The organism is Paenibacillus agricola, assembly GCF_011440305.1.
GTDB lineage: Bacteria > Bacillota > Bacilli > Paenibacillales > NBRC-103111 > Paenibacillus_S > Paenibacillus_S agricola.
On the sequence record NZ_JAAOIW010000016.1, the window covers coordinates 87,688 to 102,343 of the forward strand.

Consider the following 14,656-nt stretch of genomic DNA (forward strand, 5'->3'; position numbering starts at 1 on the left):
AGGTACGGTGAGCGGAAACATGGCAGCTCTTTTGGAAATCCGTAATTTAAAAAAGGTGTATAACGATGGAACTACTGCGCTGCAAGGTGTTGATTTTAAGGTGGACCGAGGCGAATTCGTAGTTGTGATCGGCTCCAGTGGAGCAGGTAAAAGTACGCTGCTGCGCTGTATTAACCGCTTGGTGCAGCCGTCGGAAGGCTCCGTAATGTTCAATAATATGGATGCCACCAAAGCGAGCCATAGTCAAGTAAGAAAGCTGCGCCGTGAGGTTGGGATGATTTTTCAAGGCTTCAATCTAATTGAACGCGTATCGGTGTTGACAAACGTATTGCACGGACGTCTCGGCTATATGAACCAACTGATGGGCACACTTGGTATGTTCTCCAAACACGACATTGAAGAGGCCAAAAAAATTCTGCACCGTCTTGGACTCCATCAGCAGATTTATAAAAGAGCGGATGAATTAAGTGGAGGGCAGCAGCAGCGAGTCGGCATTGCCCGTGCGCTCTCACAGCAGCCTCAGTTGATCCTTGCGGATGAGCCCATTGCAAGCCTTGATCCCGTGACGTCGGAGACGATTATGAATCATCTCCATACGATTTGTCAGGAGGATGGCATTACTTGCGTTGTCAATCTCCATCAGGTTGAGGTAGCCAAAAAATATGCAACACGAATTATCGGTATTCATAAGGGAACCGTTGCTTTTGACGGCAAGCCGGATGAATTGTCGGATGAAGTCATACAGCATATTTACCAGAAATAGTCCGGAAAGGGGCTTGCCACGCGATGAAAGATCGGTTGAAGGATTTGCAGCGGCAGAAAAAGCAGCAGTCCATGTTGATTGCCGCAGCAATTCTGGCTATTACGATTTGGTCGGCTATTGAAACCAACTTTTCAGTTGGAGAGCTCTTTAAGGGGGGAGGCGAAATCTTTCGCTTTATCATTTTCGACTTCCTCCCTCCAGATTTCTCGAGAATTAATAACTTAATAGGACCTGCGCTCGATACGATTTACATCAGCTTTGTAGCTATGGTCATTGGTGCCTTCATTTCCATGATTCTGGCATTCTTTGCAGCCGCAACAACGGCTCCCAATAAAGTGATTCAGGTTGCCGTAAGAGCATTTTCTTCGGTCATGCGTAATATTCCCACATTAATATGGGCCATTCTACTCGTCTTTGCCTATGGCTTGGGGACAACGGTCGGCTGTCTGGCGCTTATTATTACATCGATTGGAACCTTAACCAGAGCTTATGCGGAAATATTGGAAGAAATTGATATGGGGCAGGTTGAAGCGGTCAGGGCGACGGGCGCATCCTACTTTCAAGTTCTGGGGCAAGCGGTTATGCCACAGTTTATGCCCGGGTTTATTGGTTGGTCACTGTATAAATTGGAGCTGAATATTCGGGCTTCAACCATTATTGGCATGGTCGGTGGCGGTGGTCTGGGTTTTGCAATCCAAAAGGGCATTAAGCTGTTCCAATACCAGGAAGTGAGCATGGCGATCATTATGGTCATTCTTATCGTGGTGATGACGGAATGGACAACAAGTAAAATAAGGGAGCGTATCCTATGAGTACTGATTGGACTCAAACTGCTGGTAAAATGGCAGACTTGCAGCGGCAGGGATTGGTTGAATATCCGCAGAAACCAAGGAAAGATCCTTTATTGGTAGGAGCGGCGATTTTTGGGGCGATCTTCTTCGTCTTTTGCTTAATCCAGTTAAATTTCGATTACTATAAAATATTTCAAGGCACATTAAAATTTATTGCTTCTTTTGCAATGATGTTGCCTCCAAACGTATCCGACTGGAAAGAAATTTTATTGGCCGGGCTTGTCACTCTCCAGGTTGCCATTGTAGGAACGGTCCTTGCTGTTATCTCTGCATTCTTCCTATCTTTTCTGGCTGCAGAGAATGTGTCTCCTCGGACGGCATGGTTCTTTAAAGGCTTGGGATCTTTTCTCCGTGCGGTACCTACGCTGGTATGGGCATTAATATTCATCGTTGCTGTCGGTTTAGGGCCCTTTCCCGGAATATTAGCTATTTGCGTACATGCGGTGGGGATGCTAATCAAGGTGTTCTCCCAGTCGATTGAAGAAGTAGACGAAGGTGCGTTAGAGGCAATGCGGGCTACAGGAGCGGGTTGGCTGCAAATCATGGCTCAGGCCGTTATCCCGAATGTGTTCACCTCATTTATGGCATGGAGCGTCTTCCGTCTAGAAATCGATATTGGGGAAGCTGTCATTCTAGGAGCAGTAGGCGCAGGAGGTATTGGATGGGAAATCTCCAATGCGATGCGGGCTTATGAATTTGATACAGTCGGGTTTGTTGCCTTGGTCATTTTTATTATGGTGTTCAGTGTTGAATTTTTCAGCAATCGGTTGAAAATTAAAATCCGCAGAAGGGGGTAGTCATTATGAAAAAGTCGCAAATTTCCCGTATTTTAATTAGTGGTGATCCTAAATTGCTACAGCTTTTAAGTGAAGAGATCGAGCACAATTACACAATCAACATTATTAAACCTCCAGAGAAAAGCCTGGTCATGACTAAAGCCAAAGATTCCGTTTCGCAGCAGCCTTTTTACATGGGTGAAGTGTTAGTTACGGAGTGCACGGTTTCAATAGGTGGTATTTATGGTTTCGGTATTTTAATGGGTGAGGATGCGGAAAGATCCTATCAGCTTGCCGTTGTAGATGGAGCTTTTCAGGCGAGTCTGCCGGAAACGCAAGCATGGGATGCGCTGCTGCTTGTGGAGGAGCATAATATCCTGATGGAGCATAAGCTCGTGTATTCCCAGGCTATGAAGACGAAAGTGAATTTCGACACGATGGAGGAATACAATGCCAAACGTTAAAGAACAGACTTTCGATCGAGTTCATGATACGCAGTTTATTTATAGGCAGCTGCTGGATGCATTCGCAAGACCCGGTCAAATCAGTAGCATTGCGCTCAATTCCACAAAACTGAGCTCCTTATCTCCTTTGCAAGCAATGGTCACATGCTTCGCGATGACGCTTTTTGACGGAGAGGTCAGCATTTCCATTGAAATGGAGGATAAGCAAGAGTTGGAGGCTTATGTACGTCAGCAAACCTTTAGCCGGATTGGCCCCGCTTCAGAGGCGGATTACGTTATTGCTAAAGGCAGCATGGGAGAGGATCAGATATACGACCTGTTATCCAAGCTGAAAAACGGAACGTTGATTCGGCCTGAAGACGGAGCTACGGTATTTATACATGTTGATGGGATGGATGCGAATAAGGGCACGGAAGGAAATTGTTGGACACTCACAGGTCCTGGTATTCAAGATGTTGGTACCTTATGTGTACAAGGGCTACCCAAGGCGTGGATAGATGAGCGAACCAAGTTAAATGCTGAGTATCCATTAGGCATAGATATGGTGTTGTTTACGGAAAGCGGGCAGCTAACAGCTTTGCCAAGAACAACAATCATGAGGGAAGAGGGCGTGTAAGATGGCATATGTTGCGGTTACCGGAGGTCAGGAAGCTATCGCAGAAGCGAATAGCCTCGTTAATTTTTATCGTGTTAAGGACTCCAAGCAAAGTATAGATATAGAGCTAATCGAAAAGCAGCTGCGGCTGTTGATTGATCGGATTATGGGTGAAGGCGGTATGTATTCACCCGAGTACGCGGCTATTGCCTTAAAACAAGCTGAGGGTGATCCGGCAGAAGCAGCATTTTTGCTTAGAGCTTATCGTTCGACGCTGCCGAGAAATCATTACTCGTTGACCGTGGAGCCGGGAGATATGCGGGTCATCCGCCGAATTTCGTCATCCTTTCGCGATGTTCCCGGAGGGCAAATTCTAGGACCGACTTATGATTATACACATCGGATGTTGAACTTTTCGCTACGTCAGGAAAGCGATGAAGCTATGGTTGCTTTTGCCAAGGAATATATGGCAGAAGTTGATATTGTAGAGGGCAGCCTTACCTTGAAGAAGGTGGCGGACTTACTTCGCGAACAGGGGCTTATGGCGAAGATTGCGAATGCAGAATCCCGCGAACAAGAACAAGAGCCTTTTGATATTACGAGGCAAAAGATGACCATCCCTTCTACGCGTGCTGCGCGTTTACAAACCCTTGCTCGCGGTGAAACCGGTGCGATGACGGCTCTCGCCTACAGCAGCATGCGCGGGTATGGTGTCGTGCATCCAACCATTGGTGAGCTTCGCGTTGGTTATACAGCCGTCCATATCCCTTATCCTTACAGCCAGGATGATGAGGACGACACCGTATATATTGGTGAAATGATGCTAACCGAAGTGGAAACGATCAATTCCTTTAAGCAGGATGGGGATTCAGGGGAAGTGCAGTTTTTATTAGGTTATGGTTTGTGCTTCGGTCAAAATGAGGTCAAAGGGATATCGATGGCAATCCTCGAACGCAGCTTGGAGACAGAAGGTACAGCTCCTGCACAGGATGAAGAATTCGTCTTGACCCATATTGATTCAGTGGAATCCAGCGGGTTTGTGTCTCATTTGAAGCTGCCTCACTATATTACGTTCCAATCATCGCTTGACCAAATCAGAAAAGTTCAGGTTCAGACACAGGAGAAAGCCCAAATAAAGGAGAATGAGCAGGATGCAGATGACAGAGGAAAAGCCGAACAGAAGAACCTTCAACACAGCGGCGTATAACTTTGCCTTTTTAGACGAAGGCTCCAAGCGGGAAATTCGCCGAAAATCACTCAAGGCTGTAGCTATCCCAGGATATCAAGTGGCGTTCGCTTCACGGGAGATGCCTATAGGAAGAGGCTGGGGAACCGGTGGGCTGCAGCTAACACTGTCTTTGCTGGGCCGGCAGGATATTTTGAAGGTGATTGACCAGGGGAACGATGATAGCGTGAATGCGGTTAGCATTCGTAGACTTGTAGAAGAAACGAGTGGCATTTCGACAACCGAAGCCACATCGGAAGCAACGATTATTCAATCACGCCATCGCATACCTGAGGAAAAGCTGGATCAGAGCCAAATTCTCGTGCTGCAGGTACCGCAGCCTGAGCCTTTACGTAAGGTTGAACGTCGGGAAGAAATGACGAGAATTCGCCATGCAGAGATGGATTACAGTGCTATGTGGCTAACCCTTTATGAAAGCATAGTGAAATGGGGAAGCATTACCTTAGGTGCGGATTATCCTGTTATGGTTCATGGCCGCTATATAATGGCTCCTAGTCCAATACCTCGTTGGGACACGTTAAAGCTGCATCAAAGTGACCACCTCTCCTTGTTCGGAGCCGGTCGGGAAAAGAAAATATATGCAATTCCGCCCTATACAAACGTGACGCCACTCCAATTCGAGGACTATCCGTTTGAGGTGGAGAGCTTTATAGATAAGTCATGCCGCCATTGCGATAGCACACATACATTTCTTGATGAAGTGGCAGACGAGGCAGCAGGAACGACGCTTTACCAATGCTCAGATACCGCATATTGTAAGCAGCAACAGGAAAGGAAGGCGTAACAATGTCGATGAACCATGTTAAGACGATAGATCAAGCTCTCGAACCGATGGTTTGGAACGAAACACCACTGCTCAAGGTTCAAGGACTGCATAAACAATTCGGTGCGGGGTGCGTTCATTGCCATAAGCCGTCTACTGATGAACAGACAGGCAGCCGTTGTAAATATTGTGGGAGCATATGGGCATGCAGAAACTTAAGCTTTGACTTATATCCGGGTGAAATTCTTGGGGTAGTTGGCGAAAGTGGTTCAGGAAAAAGCACACTTGTAAAATGCTTATACTTTGATGAAGAAGTGACGTCAGGCTCCATGAGCATCTCAAGCTTTGAAGAGGGCAGCACCGATTTATTCAGTAAATCCGCGCAACAAAAAAGGTATATTCGCAATCATGTAATGGGGATGGTGTACCAGAATCCTTATCTGGGACTGCGGATGGGTTTTTCCAGCAGTGGAAATATCGCTGAAAAGCTGTTTGCCGCCGATCATTTTCATGTGGGCAGCATTCGCGAGCGAGCCGCTGATTTATTGCAAAAAGTAGAAATTCCGCTCTCTCGCATGGATGAACCGCCGAAAAATTTCAGTGGTGGCATGCAGCAAAGGGTGCAAATATCCAAAGCATTGGCCAATAACCCTCCACTATTGCTGCTTGATGAGGTGACCACTGGACTTGATCTTTCGGTTCAAGCAAAGGTGCTTGATTTAATACGTAATATCCAACATGAGCTGCAGGTGGCAATGATCGTTGTCTCCCATGATCTTGGCGTTATACGTATGCTTGCTGATCGGACGATGGTGCTGCGCCAGGGACTTATTGTGGAGCAAGGCTTAACAGATCAAATACTAGAGGATCCTCAGCATCCTTACACGCAGCTGCTAGTCCATTCCTTACTTTAGATAATTCTGCAACATAAAATGCGAGTGTACCTCAAAAAGAAAGCGGTGAGCCTTATTTTAAAGGTAATAGGATTAGGCAAATTGTTTGAACTGTCCATTTCGAATCATATGAGAGTGAATCCCTTTGAAAACCTCTCCTTTGAGGTGGAAGAAGGTAAGTTTATGGGCATTGCGGGTCCCAGCGGAATAGGAAAATCGTCCATTTTAAAATGTGTGTATCGCACTTATTTGCCCACTACAGGCGAGGTATGGTACGATTCGTCACTTTATGGAACGATCAATTTAGCCCAAGCAACTGAGCGTCAAATCACACATCTGCGTATCCATGAAATCAGTTATGTTTCCCAGTTTTTAAAAGTAATACCTCGCATCTCCGCACTCGATATCGTTGCGGAAAGACTGCTGCCGCTGGGCTATTCCTTGCAGCAAGCGAGAGCTTTGGCCACAAAGTTATTAGAAAGACTAAATATTCCGGAGAAGCTGTGGCAAGCATTTCCTGCTACATTCAGCGGTGGGGAGCAGCAGCGGGTGAACTTGGCCCGAGCGTTTATTGTACGCCCACGGCTGCTGATTTTGGATGAACCTACCGCATCGCTGGACAATGAAACGAAACATAACGTGCTGGCGATTCTGAAAGAGATGAAGCAGGAAGGCACAACGATGATCGGAGTATTTCATGATTGGGAAGTGATGGGCAAGGTTGCCGATCATATATTGGATTTGCGTACACATCAATCTGCTAAGGGGCAGCAGCAAATGGCAGGCGTTGAGTAGATTCATTACTTCAAAGGGATATGCTTACGAAGTAAGTTTTCTAAAGAAAACTCTAAGGCGGATGCTTACGAAGCTAGTTTGCTCCGCAAACTCTAAGGCGGATGCTTACGAAGCTAGTTTGCTCCGCAAACTCTAAGGAGACCAACCATGAAACAGAATCTAACTATACACGGCGGCAACATTGTGACGCCAAAGGGAATTATTGAGAATGGAACAATCGTTATTGAAGACGGCCTTATCGTAGATATACGACCTTCTTCTACAGGGAGGGTTGCTTCGACTGACTATAATGCGAAGGGCCGCCTAGTGCTGCCGGGCATGATTGACATGCACAGTGATGCCATCGAGCATGAGATGCAGCCAAGGCCAACAAGTCGATTTGCGTTGGAGTTTTCTTATTACGAGCTGGAGCGTAAGCTCGTTAGCCAAGGAGTCACAACGATTTATCATTCTTTGAGTATGTGGGGTGAGAATACTACCAATGACTTCCGCAAAAACCAAAGTGTGAAGGAAATTGTTGATAGTATTTGGAAATTACGTAAACAAGAACACCTTATTCATCATCGAGTTCACATTCGGGTTGAGATGACGAATGATAGTGTTGTTCCCTTCGTCGAAGAATTCATAGACAACGGAGTCATTGATCAGATTTCATTTATGGATCATACCCCGGGTCAAGGTCAATATCGTAATACGGATGTGCAAAAGAAATTCATTATGGAGCGTCAAAAGAAAACTGAGGAAGAAGTTATGGCTATTCTGGAGGAACGCAAAACTAGAACGAAAATCAATGGAGAGCAGCTTCAGAAGCTCGCGGATCTTGCGTACAATAACGGAATACCCTTAGCTTCCCATGACGACGATACGATAGAAAAGCTGGACATGGTTCAGAAGTGGAGAGGGACCATTAGTGAATTCCCTGTTGATATGGAGGTGGCCGTTGAAGCAAAGCGACGTGGGCTTTATGTGGTTATGGGAGCACCCAATGTCATGCTGGGACGTTCGCACAGCAACAATCTTTCCGCTCAGGACGCGGTAAAAGCGGGAGTTGTCGACATTCTATGTTCCGATTACTATCCTCCTGCCATGATTCGCGCGGTTTTTCTTTTATACAACCAAGGTTTGGGTCTAACAGAAGCAGTTAATATGGTTTCCTTAAATCCAGCTAGGGCATTGAATATCGACCATCGAACAGGGTCTATAGAAGTGGGTAAAGAAGCCGATTTATTAATCGTCAAGGAAAACCAACAATCGCCGGTTATTGAAAAAGTTCTGGTTCGCGGTCAAGTTGTTTGTCAAATGGACTATTTATCGGGATTGACTGCTGCGTCCTTGAAAGGAGCAGAACGTGTTGAAGCTTAAGGGTGTCGGAGTGAGCTTAATGTCATACGGTGTTGTCAGTAATTTGGAGCGGTTAAAAGAAAAACTGTTAAACGTAATCGAAGCCGGCTTTAGCTCGGTTGAAATTCCGATCCAAGGAATGAACGTTATTGTAAACGGTGAGATCGATCTGCGAAGGCTGGATGCCTATTCGAAGCTGCTTGGCAGCTTGTCATTGAACTATACGATGCATGCTCCATTCGATCTGAATTTATTCCGGCAAGGTAGCTTATCCTTCGAGAAAAAATTATTTATGGCTTCACTTGAAGTGGCTGGAGCGGTTGGAGCGGAGATCATGGTTTATCACGTTGGACGTTTCGTAGGTGAAGAGCAATTTATTTATCCGCATACTTGGATGAGCTACACGGATGCCGAAAAGCAGCAATTGATGCAGCAGGAAATTGATTTTATACGTATCGCTGGAGAACGTGCCCAACAGCTAAAGGTTCGAATCGGAATGGAAAATGTGCGGCCTTATCTAGATTGTCCTGATTACTGCTATTCGGTCATTCCAAGAATGCTAGCGCAGCAGGTTGCCGCCATTGGCCATGCTCATGTAGGTATTACACTGGATGTAGGACATTTACATCTCTCCACGCAGATGTATGGACTAAGCTTGCATGATGAGCTCCAGGCAATGCTTCCATATATTATCCATTTACATGTCCATGACAATTTCGGCAAGCCCTGCTTTTCGACGGAAAAGAACCAATACGAGCTCCTGCCTCTGGGACGCGGCGACATGCATATGCCTATAGGGGAAGGCGAGGTTCCCATGGCGCAAATCGCCAGAATGTTGGAAGCCACACCATTCCATGGTTACCTGATTCACGAAATAAGAGAACAATACGAGTACAGCTGGAGCGAATTATCCCAAAAGCACCACGATCTTTTGTCATTAGAGAGTACACCAATAGATATGACCCTTCCAACCGAAAAGCAACATGTAGGATAATATACAAGAGCATGTGCGCAGAAAAAAACAAGAGGTGGTGCGCTGTTTGATGATTACTCAAGGTAAAGTGGATTTACACTGCCATACCAAAGCATCCGATAATACGCTTACCGTTCGCGAAGTGATAGAGTCGGCAAAGATAGCGGGGATCAGCCATTTGGCTATCACGGATCATGATACAACACTCGGCTTAGCAGAAGCGATTACCCTTGGGGAACAGCAGGGTATTCATATTATTCCTGGTATTGAAATTTCTGCCTATGACTACAACAGAAATAGAAGAGCCCATATATTGGGTTACTATATCATGCAGGGACACCCGGCCATAACAGAGATATGTAATCCAATTGTCGAGCAAAGGCATCAAGCCTCCATGCAAATGGTTAAACAATTAATCGAAGCAGGCTATAATCTCACCTGGGAGCAAGTTCAGCAATATGCCAAGGGCGGGTCGGCTGTCTATAAACAGCATATTATGAATGCATTGATGGATAATGGTTATTGCAGCGAAATCTTAGGTGAATTACACAAAAAGCTGTTTTCACGCAGTGGTGAAGGAGATCAACCTGGAATTGCCTATATTCCACTGCAATATGTGGATGCAGCTACCGCGATTAAAGCGATTCGTGAAGCAGGAGGCATTCCCGTATTAGCCCACCCCGGACAGCTGAATAACTATGAAGCTATTGCCGAGTGGGTCGAAATTGGCTTAGAAGGGATCGAAGTCTTTCACCCTTCCCACAACAAAGCTGGAGAAGTGGAAAAGGCAAAAGCCTATGCGCAAACGTATAATCTGGTGATGACCGGAGGCTCCGATTTTCACGGAGGCTATGGAAATATGGCCTACCCATTAGGCAGTATAGACGCAGGGCTAGCGAACTTGCAGGCGCTCATTGATAGAAGGGCTGAACGAGCATCGGTTTAAAGGTTCCTACCATCAATTATTATAAGGGGTTGTCCTAAAGGTCTGAAAAGACATGAGGGATAGCCCCTTAGTTATTGAATCTTCAATTTTATACTTGATTAATCGATTTAACTCGGATTCTTACAAACTGAAAATCTGTGGATAATAGTCTGTTAACAAATACTGCTTATAATTGAGGGGAGAGAGATAAAACGATTTTTAAGGGAGAGAAACTATTTGTTTAAGAAAAACGGATTGATGATGGGGTTGGCAGTATTAATGATAATTAGCGGATGCGGTTCCAAAGAGCAATCGGCACCTACACAAGGTTCAGAACAGACAAGCGTGAATAAAGCAGTAACCACGCCAGTAGCGGGGTCACTATCGTTCTATACGTCCCAACCAGAAGAAGATGTAACGAAGCTGCTAGCTGCCTATAATAAGAAATTTCCGGATGTGTTGGTCGAAACTTTCCGTTCTGGTACAGAAGAAGTTATAGCCAAGGTACAGGCGGAAAATCAAGCGGGCAAAATTCAAGCAGATGTCCTGTTGGTGGCTGATGCTGTAACATTCGAAGGCTTGAAAAAACAAGAGCTTCTGCTTTCTTATAAATCGCCTGAGTTGAACAAGATACCCAAGACGTTAGTGGACCCGGATGGCATGTATGCGGGAACCAAAATCATAGCGACCGCTTTGGCTATTAATACTGAGAAAGTTAAAACAGTTCCGACTAGTTGGAAAGTGCTGAGTTCTGCCGAAAGTAAAGATAATAGTATCATGCCAAGTCCGATTTATTCTGGGGCCGCTGCTTATAATGTAGGTGTATTTACACGCACGGATGGTTTTGGATGGGACTATTTGAAGGGGTTAAAAACGAATAATATTTCCGTCGTCAAGGGAAATGGTGCTGTACTGAAATCCGTAGCAACAGGGGAGAAAGCATACGCTATGGTGGTTGATTATATGGTTGCAAGGGAGAAAGCCAAAGGATCTCCTGTTGAGCTTGTGTACCCTTCCGAAGGGGTTCCCATCATTACAGAACCGATTGGTATTATGAAAAAAGCGGCTAACGTGAAAGCCGCTCAATCCTTTGTGGATTTCGTGCTGTCTGAAGAAGGGCAAAAAGTGGCTTCTGAAATTGGATATACCCCGATTCGAGAAGGGATTGCGGCGCCTAAAGGATTAAAGTCGAGCTCGGAGTTCAAAGTGCTGTCATCAGATATTTCCAAGCTGACTGAAGCTCGCGAAGCGGATAAAAAGGAATTCATCCAGTTGTTCGGACAGTAAGAAGTGGAGACTAAACCCCAATGACTACATCTAACTCACATAACAAACAAATGAAGGGGAGCGGATTGGAGATTAAATCCAATCTTCTGCCCTCTTCTTTTTTTGCCGGCAAGAAGCTCTTTAGCTTATTAGGTATCGTATTCCTTATTGTGTTCTTCCTTATACCGATTGGGAAATTGCTCTATTTAAGCGTCCAGGTTAAAACGGGACTATCCTTAGCGAATTATATGGAAATCCTTCAACAAGCCCGAACTTGGAAATCTTTAAAGGATACTTTCCTTATTGTTTCCGGATCCACGCTTTTGTCCGTTTTCTTAGGTGTAGCGACCGCCTGGTTGATGGCATATACCGATCTTTTGCACAAAAAGCTGCTGCACCTAATGCTTCTGCTTTCCTTTATTCTGCCTTCTTATGTATTAACGCTATCCTGGTCCTCCTTTATGGGAACCCAAGGATTAATGGCGTATGTGCTCCATCTGTTTAATCCAGTTGCCAAGCCTTGGAGCATGTATAGCTACGGCGGCATTATTTTTATTATGGGAATTCATCACTTCCCCCTTGTCTATATGCTGACCGTTGATGTACTGAAGAAAATCCCGCGGGATTTGGAGTGGGCATCCAGAGCAAGTGGGGCAGGCAAGCTCAAAACTTTTGCTTTAATCACGCTTCCGATGGCACTGCCAGGCTTGGCGAGCGGTGGGCTGCTTGCATTCCTGGCTGGGCTGGACAATTTTGGGATCCCTGCCTTCTTGGGAATTCCCGTTAATATCTCTGTACTAAGCACTCTAATTTATGAAGAAATTATCGGCTTCGGCCCGACTGCGTTTGCAAGGGGGGCTTCCTTAGCTGTAATTTTGGGTGTATTTGCAGTCATGGGTACACTTCTTCAGTGGCTTTCAGTCAGAAAAATAAAAGCAATAGACACGATGCAGGTAGACGAAAATCCTCGCTATAATTTGGGGCACTTTCGAAAATGGGTGAGTGCGCTCTTGTGGACTTCGTTGATACTGGTCACGGTCGTGCCACTGTTGTCAATGGTCGTTACCTCTATGAAAAAGGCTTACGGATTGCCCTTTAAGCTGAGTAATTTAACTTTTTCTCACTATAGGTATATCCTGCTGGAGAATCCGAAAGTATGGACCTCCATTCAAAATAGTCTTACGCTGTCTTTCACGACGCTTGCCGTCTGTTTGATACTCGGTACGATGCTCGCCTATTTGCGGGTTCGCCGACCTTCTTGGTTTACCAAAACGGCGGAAATCATCATTGGTATTCCCTTTGCATTGCCCGGGATTGTCTTCGGTTTATCGATGATCTTTACATGGATGGAGCCGATCCCTGGGTGGAATCCTGGCATTTATGGATCTATACGTATTTTATTTATTGCGTATATTTGCCGCTTTCTGATTCTGCAGGTTCGGGCGAGTATTACTGCCTTCATGCAAATCGATGTATCTATGGAAGAAGCCGCCCACATATTTGGAGCTAACGGATGGAGAAAATGGATATTTGTACTGCTACCGCTGCTGCTTCCAGGAATGCTGAGCGGCGCTTTTCTTGTCTTCCTGACGGCCCTCACAGAACTTACCGTATCAGCACTTCTCTGGTCATCGGGATCTCAAACAATAGGCGTTACGATATTTAACTTTGAGCAGGCAGGAGATACGGTATATTCTACTGCATTATCGTCGTTAATTGTCGTTTTGATTGTTGCAGGAATGGGAGCTTTGCATATCTTGCAAAAAGTCCCGGTCCCAATGAAATCCCAATGAAAAAGGAGTTTAATGATGAGCATTGAATTGAATCAGGTAAGCAAAAAATTCGGGAGCTTTGAAGCATTAACTTCAGTGAATCTTACGATAGCAGATGGAGAATTCGTGGCTATTTTAGGTCCCTCCGGCTGCGGAAAAACGACCTTGTTGCGGCTGCTGGCTGGATTCGAGCAGCCTACATCCGGCGAAATCCATATGAACAAAGTACTTGTAGCTAAAGAGGGCTTTATACTTCCACCAGATAAGAGAAGAATCGGTATGGTATTTCAAGCTTTCGCGTTATGGCCTCATATGAATGTTAGGGAGCATGTTCGTTTTCCTATTCATCATCATCATGAAACCCCTGAAGCCATTCGTGCTAATGAAAAAGAACGAATTTCCAAAGTTCTGGGTATGGTAGGGCTGTCTGAACTGGGGACACGGATGCCCCATGAATTATCAGGGGGACAAAAGCAGAGGGTTGCTCTTGCCAGAGCGATCGCTGCGGAACCATCGATTTTATTAATGGATGAGCCGTTAAGCAGTCTGGATGCAATGCTGCGAACGGATATGCGGCGGGAGATTCAGTCCATCCACCGGCAAACAAGATCCGCAATCGTCTATGTGACACATGATCAGGGTGAAGCGTTGGCTATGGCAGATCGTATCGTTGTCATGAAGGACGGACAAATTGAGCAAGTCGGTTCGCCGGAGGAAATTTATCTGTGGCCCCAAACTGAATTTGTAGCCAGATTCGTCTCGAAAGCTAACCTTATCCGTGGTCGATGGAATGATGATAGGTTCACACCTGATGGAACTGATGGTAGTTTGCAATGGCTTGGTCAGCATGTGGCCAGTGAATTTAAAGCAGGAGGTCTTTATCCGGTAAGACCTGACCAATTTAAACTGGATCCGGCATCTCACCAAGGGATTCAAGGTGAAGTGGTTAATATTCAATTCCAGGGAAAAGAGTTTCATTATCATATTCAAGTGGAGCAAGAACAATGGGAAATTGTTTCTTCCTTTCGATTTCGTTTACATGAGGAAGTATCATTAAATATGAAGGCCGAGTAAGCGACCTGCACGTGGGATGGAGCAACCTACTCTGGGGATGCAATTGGATTTATTCAAGTCCGCTTCTTCAAAAAAAAGACCCCTGAATATCTTTTCTCCGACACTTGACCAGATAGATAAATTAAGCACATGATGAAAACTTTTTAAACTCACGGATAT

At 45.4% G+C, this 14,656-nt stretch carries 15 protein-coding genes; all 15 read left to right on the forward strand.

Features of this window, described 5'->3' with window-relative positions:
- Window positions 1-7: 7 nt before the first annotated feature.
- The 15 genes from phnC to G9U52_RS30630 all read left to right on the forward strand — a co-directional run bounded on the left by phnC (window position 8) and on the right by G9U52_RS30630 (window position 14,497).
- Window positions 8-763: a phosphonate ABC transporter ATP-binding protein gene (gene phnC, locus G9U52_RS30560; RefSeq protein ID WP_311764945.1), complete on the forward strand. Its 756-nt coding sequence runs from the start codon at window positions 8-10 to the stop codon at window positions 761-763.
- A gap of 23 nt (window positions 764-786) precedes the next feature.
- Entirely contained in the window at window positions 787-1,575 is a 789-nt protein-coding gene (gene phnE / locus G9U52_RS30565) for a phosphonate ABC transporter, permease protein PhnE (protein WP_166154828.1), read from the forward strand.
- Complete coding sequence (gene phnE, locus G9U52_RS30570) at window positions 1,572-2,411, forward strand: phosphonate ABC transporter, permease protein PhnE (RefSeq protein ID WP_243767649.1); 840 nt, start codon at window positions 1,572-1,574, stop codon at window positions 2,409-2,411. The genes phnE (G9U52_RS30565) and phnE (G9U52_RS30570) overlap by 4 nt, the downstream gene beginning before the upstream one ends.
- A gap of 5 nt (window positions 2,412-2,416) precedes the next feature.
- Window positions 2,417-2,854 carry a phosphonate C-P lyase system protein PhnG gene (phnG, locus tag G9U52_RS30575; RefSeq protein WP_166154830.1) on the forward strand — a complete coding sequence of 146 codons (438 nt, stop codon included), beginning with the start codon at window positions 2,417-2,419 and terminating at the stop codon, window positions 2,852-2,854.
- Window positions 2,841-3,470: a phosphonate C-P lyase system protein PhnH gene (gene phnH / locus G9U52_RS30580; RefSeq protein WP_166154832.1), complete on the forward strand. Its 630-nt coding sequence runs from the start codon at window positions 2,841-2,843 to the stop codon at window positions 3,468-3,470. The genes phnG and phnH overlap by 14 nt, the downstream gene beginning before the upstream one ends.
- Window position 3,471: 1 nt before the next feature.
- On the forward strand, window positions 3,472-4,656 hold the full coding sequence (locus G9U52_RS30585; protein ID WP_166154834.1) for a carbon-phosphorus lyase complex subunit PhnI: 1,185 nt from the start codon (window positions 3,472-3,474) through the stop codon (window positions 4,654-4,656).
- Window positions 4,601-5,479 carry an alpha-D-ribose 1-methylphosphonate 5-phosphate C-P-lyase PhnJ gene (locus tag G9U52_RS30590; RefSeq protein ID WP_279538776.1) on the forward strand — a complete coding sequence of 293 codons (879 nt, stop codon included), beginning with the start codon at window positions 4,601-4,603 and terminating at the stop codon, window positions 5,477-5,479. The genes G9U52_RS30585 and G9U52_RS30590 overlap by 56 nt, the downstream gene beginning before the upstream one ends.
- 8 nt (window positions 5,480-5,487) lie before the next feature.
- Window positions 5,488-6,372: an ATP-binding cassette domain-containing protein gene (locus tag G9U52_RS30595; protein WP_446430485.1), complete on the forward strand. Its 885-nt coding sequence runs from the start codon at window positions 5,488-5,490 to the stop codon at window positions 6,370-6,372.
- An 18-nt stretch (window positions 6,373-6,390) separates the two neighbouring features.
- Window positions 6,391-7,146, forward strand: a complete 756-nt coding sequence (gene phnL / locus G9U52_RS30600; RefSeq protein ID WP_166154838.1) for a phosphonate C-P lyase system protein PhnL — start codon at window positions 6,391-6,393, stop codon at window positions 7,144-7,146.
- A 147-nt stretch (window positions 7,147-7,293) separates the two neighbouring features.
- The gene (gene phnM / locus G9U52_RS30605) at window positions 7,294-8,508 is read left to right on the forward strand and encodes a phosphonate metabolism protein PhnM (protein WP_166154840.1); all 1,215 of its coding nucleotides are present in this window, start codon (window positions 7,294-7,296) and stop codon (window positions 8,506-8,508) included.
- A complete protein-coding gene (locus G9U52_RS30610) occupies window positions 8,495-9,481 on the forward strand; it encodes a sugar phosphate isomerase/epimerase family protein (RefSeq protein ID WP_166154842.1) in 987 nt (328 codons plus the stop codon). The genes phnM and G9U52_RS30610 overlap by 14 nt, the downstream gene beginning before the upstream one ends.
- Before the next feature lie 49 nt (window positions 9,482-9,530).
- The gene (locus tag G9U52_RS30615; protein WP_166154920.1) at window positions 9,531-10,406 is read left to right on the forward strand and encodes a PHP domain-containing protein; all 876 of its coding nucleotides are present in this window, start codon (window positions 9,531-9,533) and stop codon (window positions 10,404-10,406) included.
- A 237-nt stretch (window positions 10,407-10,643) separates the two neighbouring features.
- Window positions 10,644-11,672, forward strand: coding sequence for an ABC transporter substrate-binding protein (locus G9U52_RS30620; RefSeq protein ID WP_166154922.1), 1,029 nt, complete (start codon window positions 10,644-10,646; stop codon window positions 11,670-11,672).
- A 20-nt stretch (window positions 11,673-11,692) separates the two neighbouring features.
- Window positions 11,693-13,444, forward strand: coding sequence for an ABC transporter permease (locus tag G9U52_RS30625; protein WP_243767651.1), 1,752 nt, complete (start codon window positions 11,693-11,695; stop codon window positions 13,442-13,444).
- Window positions 13,445-13,456: 12 nt separating this feature from the next.
- Window positions 13,457-14,497, forward strand: coding sequence for an ABC transporter ATP-binding protein (locus G9U52_RS30630; RefSeq protein ID WP_243767652.1), 1,041 nt, complete (start codon window positions 13,457-13,459; stop codon window positions 14,495-14,497).
- Window positions 14,498-14,656: the final 159 nt, after the last annotated feature.

What these genes read in the sequence shown, in the direction of transcription:
- phnL (WP_166154838.1), top strand. Translation starts at nt 6,391, where the DNA reads ATGCGAGTGTACCTCAAAAAGAAAGCGGTGAGCCTTATTTTAAAGGTA.
- G9U52_RS30620 (WP_166154922.1), top strand. Translation starts at nt 10,644, where the DNA reads ATGATGGGGTTGGCAGTATTAATGATAATTAGCGGATGCGGTTCCAAA.
- phnM (WP_166154840.1), top strand. Translation starts at nt 7,294, where the DNA reads ATGAAACAGAATCTAACTATACACGGCGGCAACATTGTGACGCCAAAG.
- G9U52_RS30595 (WP_446430485.1), top strand. Translation starts at nt 5,488, where the DNA reads ATGAACCATGTTAAGACGATAGATCAAGCTCTCGAACCGATGGTTTGG.
- G9U52_RS30625 (WP_243767651.1), top strand. Translation starts at nt 11,693, where the DNA reads ATGACTACATCTAACTCACATAACAAACAAATGAAGGGGAGCGGATTG.
- phnE (WP_243767649.1), top strand. Translation starts at nt 1,572, where the DNA reads ATGAGTACTGATTGGACTCAAACTGCTGGTAAAATGGCAGACTTGCAG.
- phnG (WP_166154830.1), top strand. Translation starts at nt 2,417, where the DNA reads ATGAAAAAGTCGCAAATTTCCCGTATTTTAATTAGTGGTGATCCTAAA.
- G9U52_RS30615 (WP_166154920.1), top strand. Translation starts at nt 9,531, where the DNA reads ATGATTACTCAAGGTAAAGTGGATTTACACTGCCATACCAAAGCATCC.
- phnH (WP_166154832.1), top strand. Translation starts at nt 2,841, where the DNA reads ATGCCAAACGTTAAAGAACAGACTTTCGATCGAGTTCATGATACGCAG.
- G9U52_RS30590 (WP_279538776.1), top strand. Translation starts at nt 4,601, where the DNA reads ATGCAGATGACAGAGGAAAAGCCGAACAGAAGAACCTTCAACACAGCG.
- phnE (WP_166154828.1), top strand. Translation starts at nt 787, where the DNA reads ATGAAAGATCGGTTGAAGGATTTGCAGCGGCAGAAAAAGCAGCAGTCC.
- G9U52_RS30585 (WP_166154834.1), top strand. Translation starts at nt 3,472, where the DNA reads ATGGCATATGTTGCGGTTACCGGAGGTCAGGAAGCTATCGCAGAAGCG.
- G9U52_RS30630 (WP_243767652.1), top strand. Translation starts at nt 13,457, where the DNA reads ATGATGAGCATTGAATTGAATCAGGTAAGCAAAAAATTCGGGAGCTTT.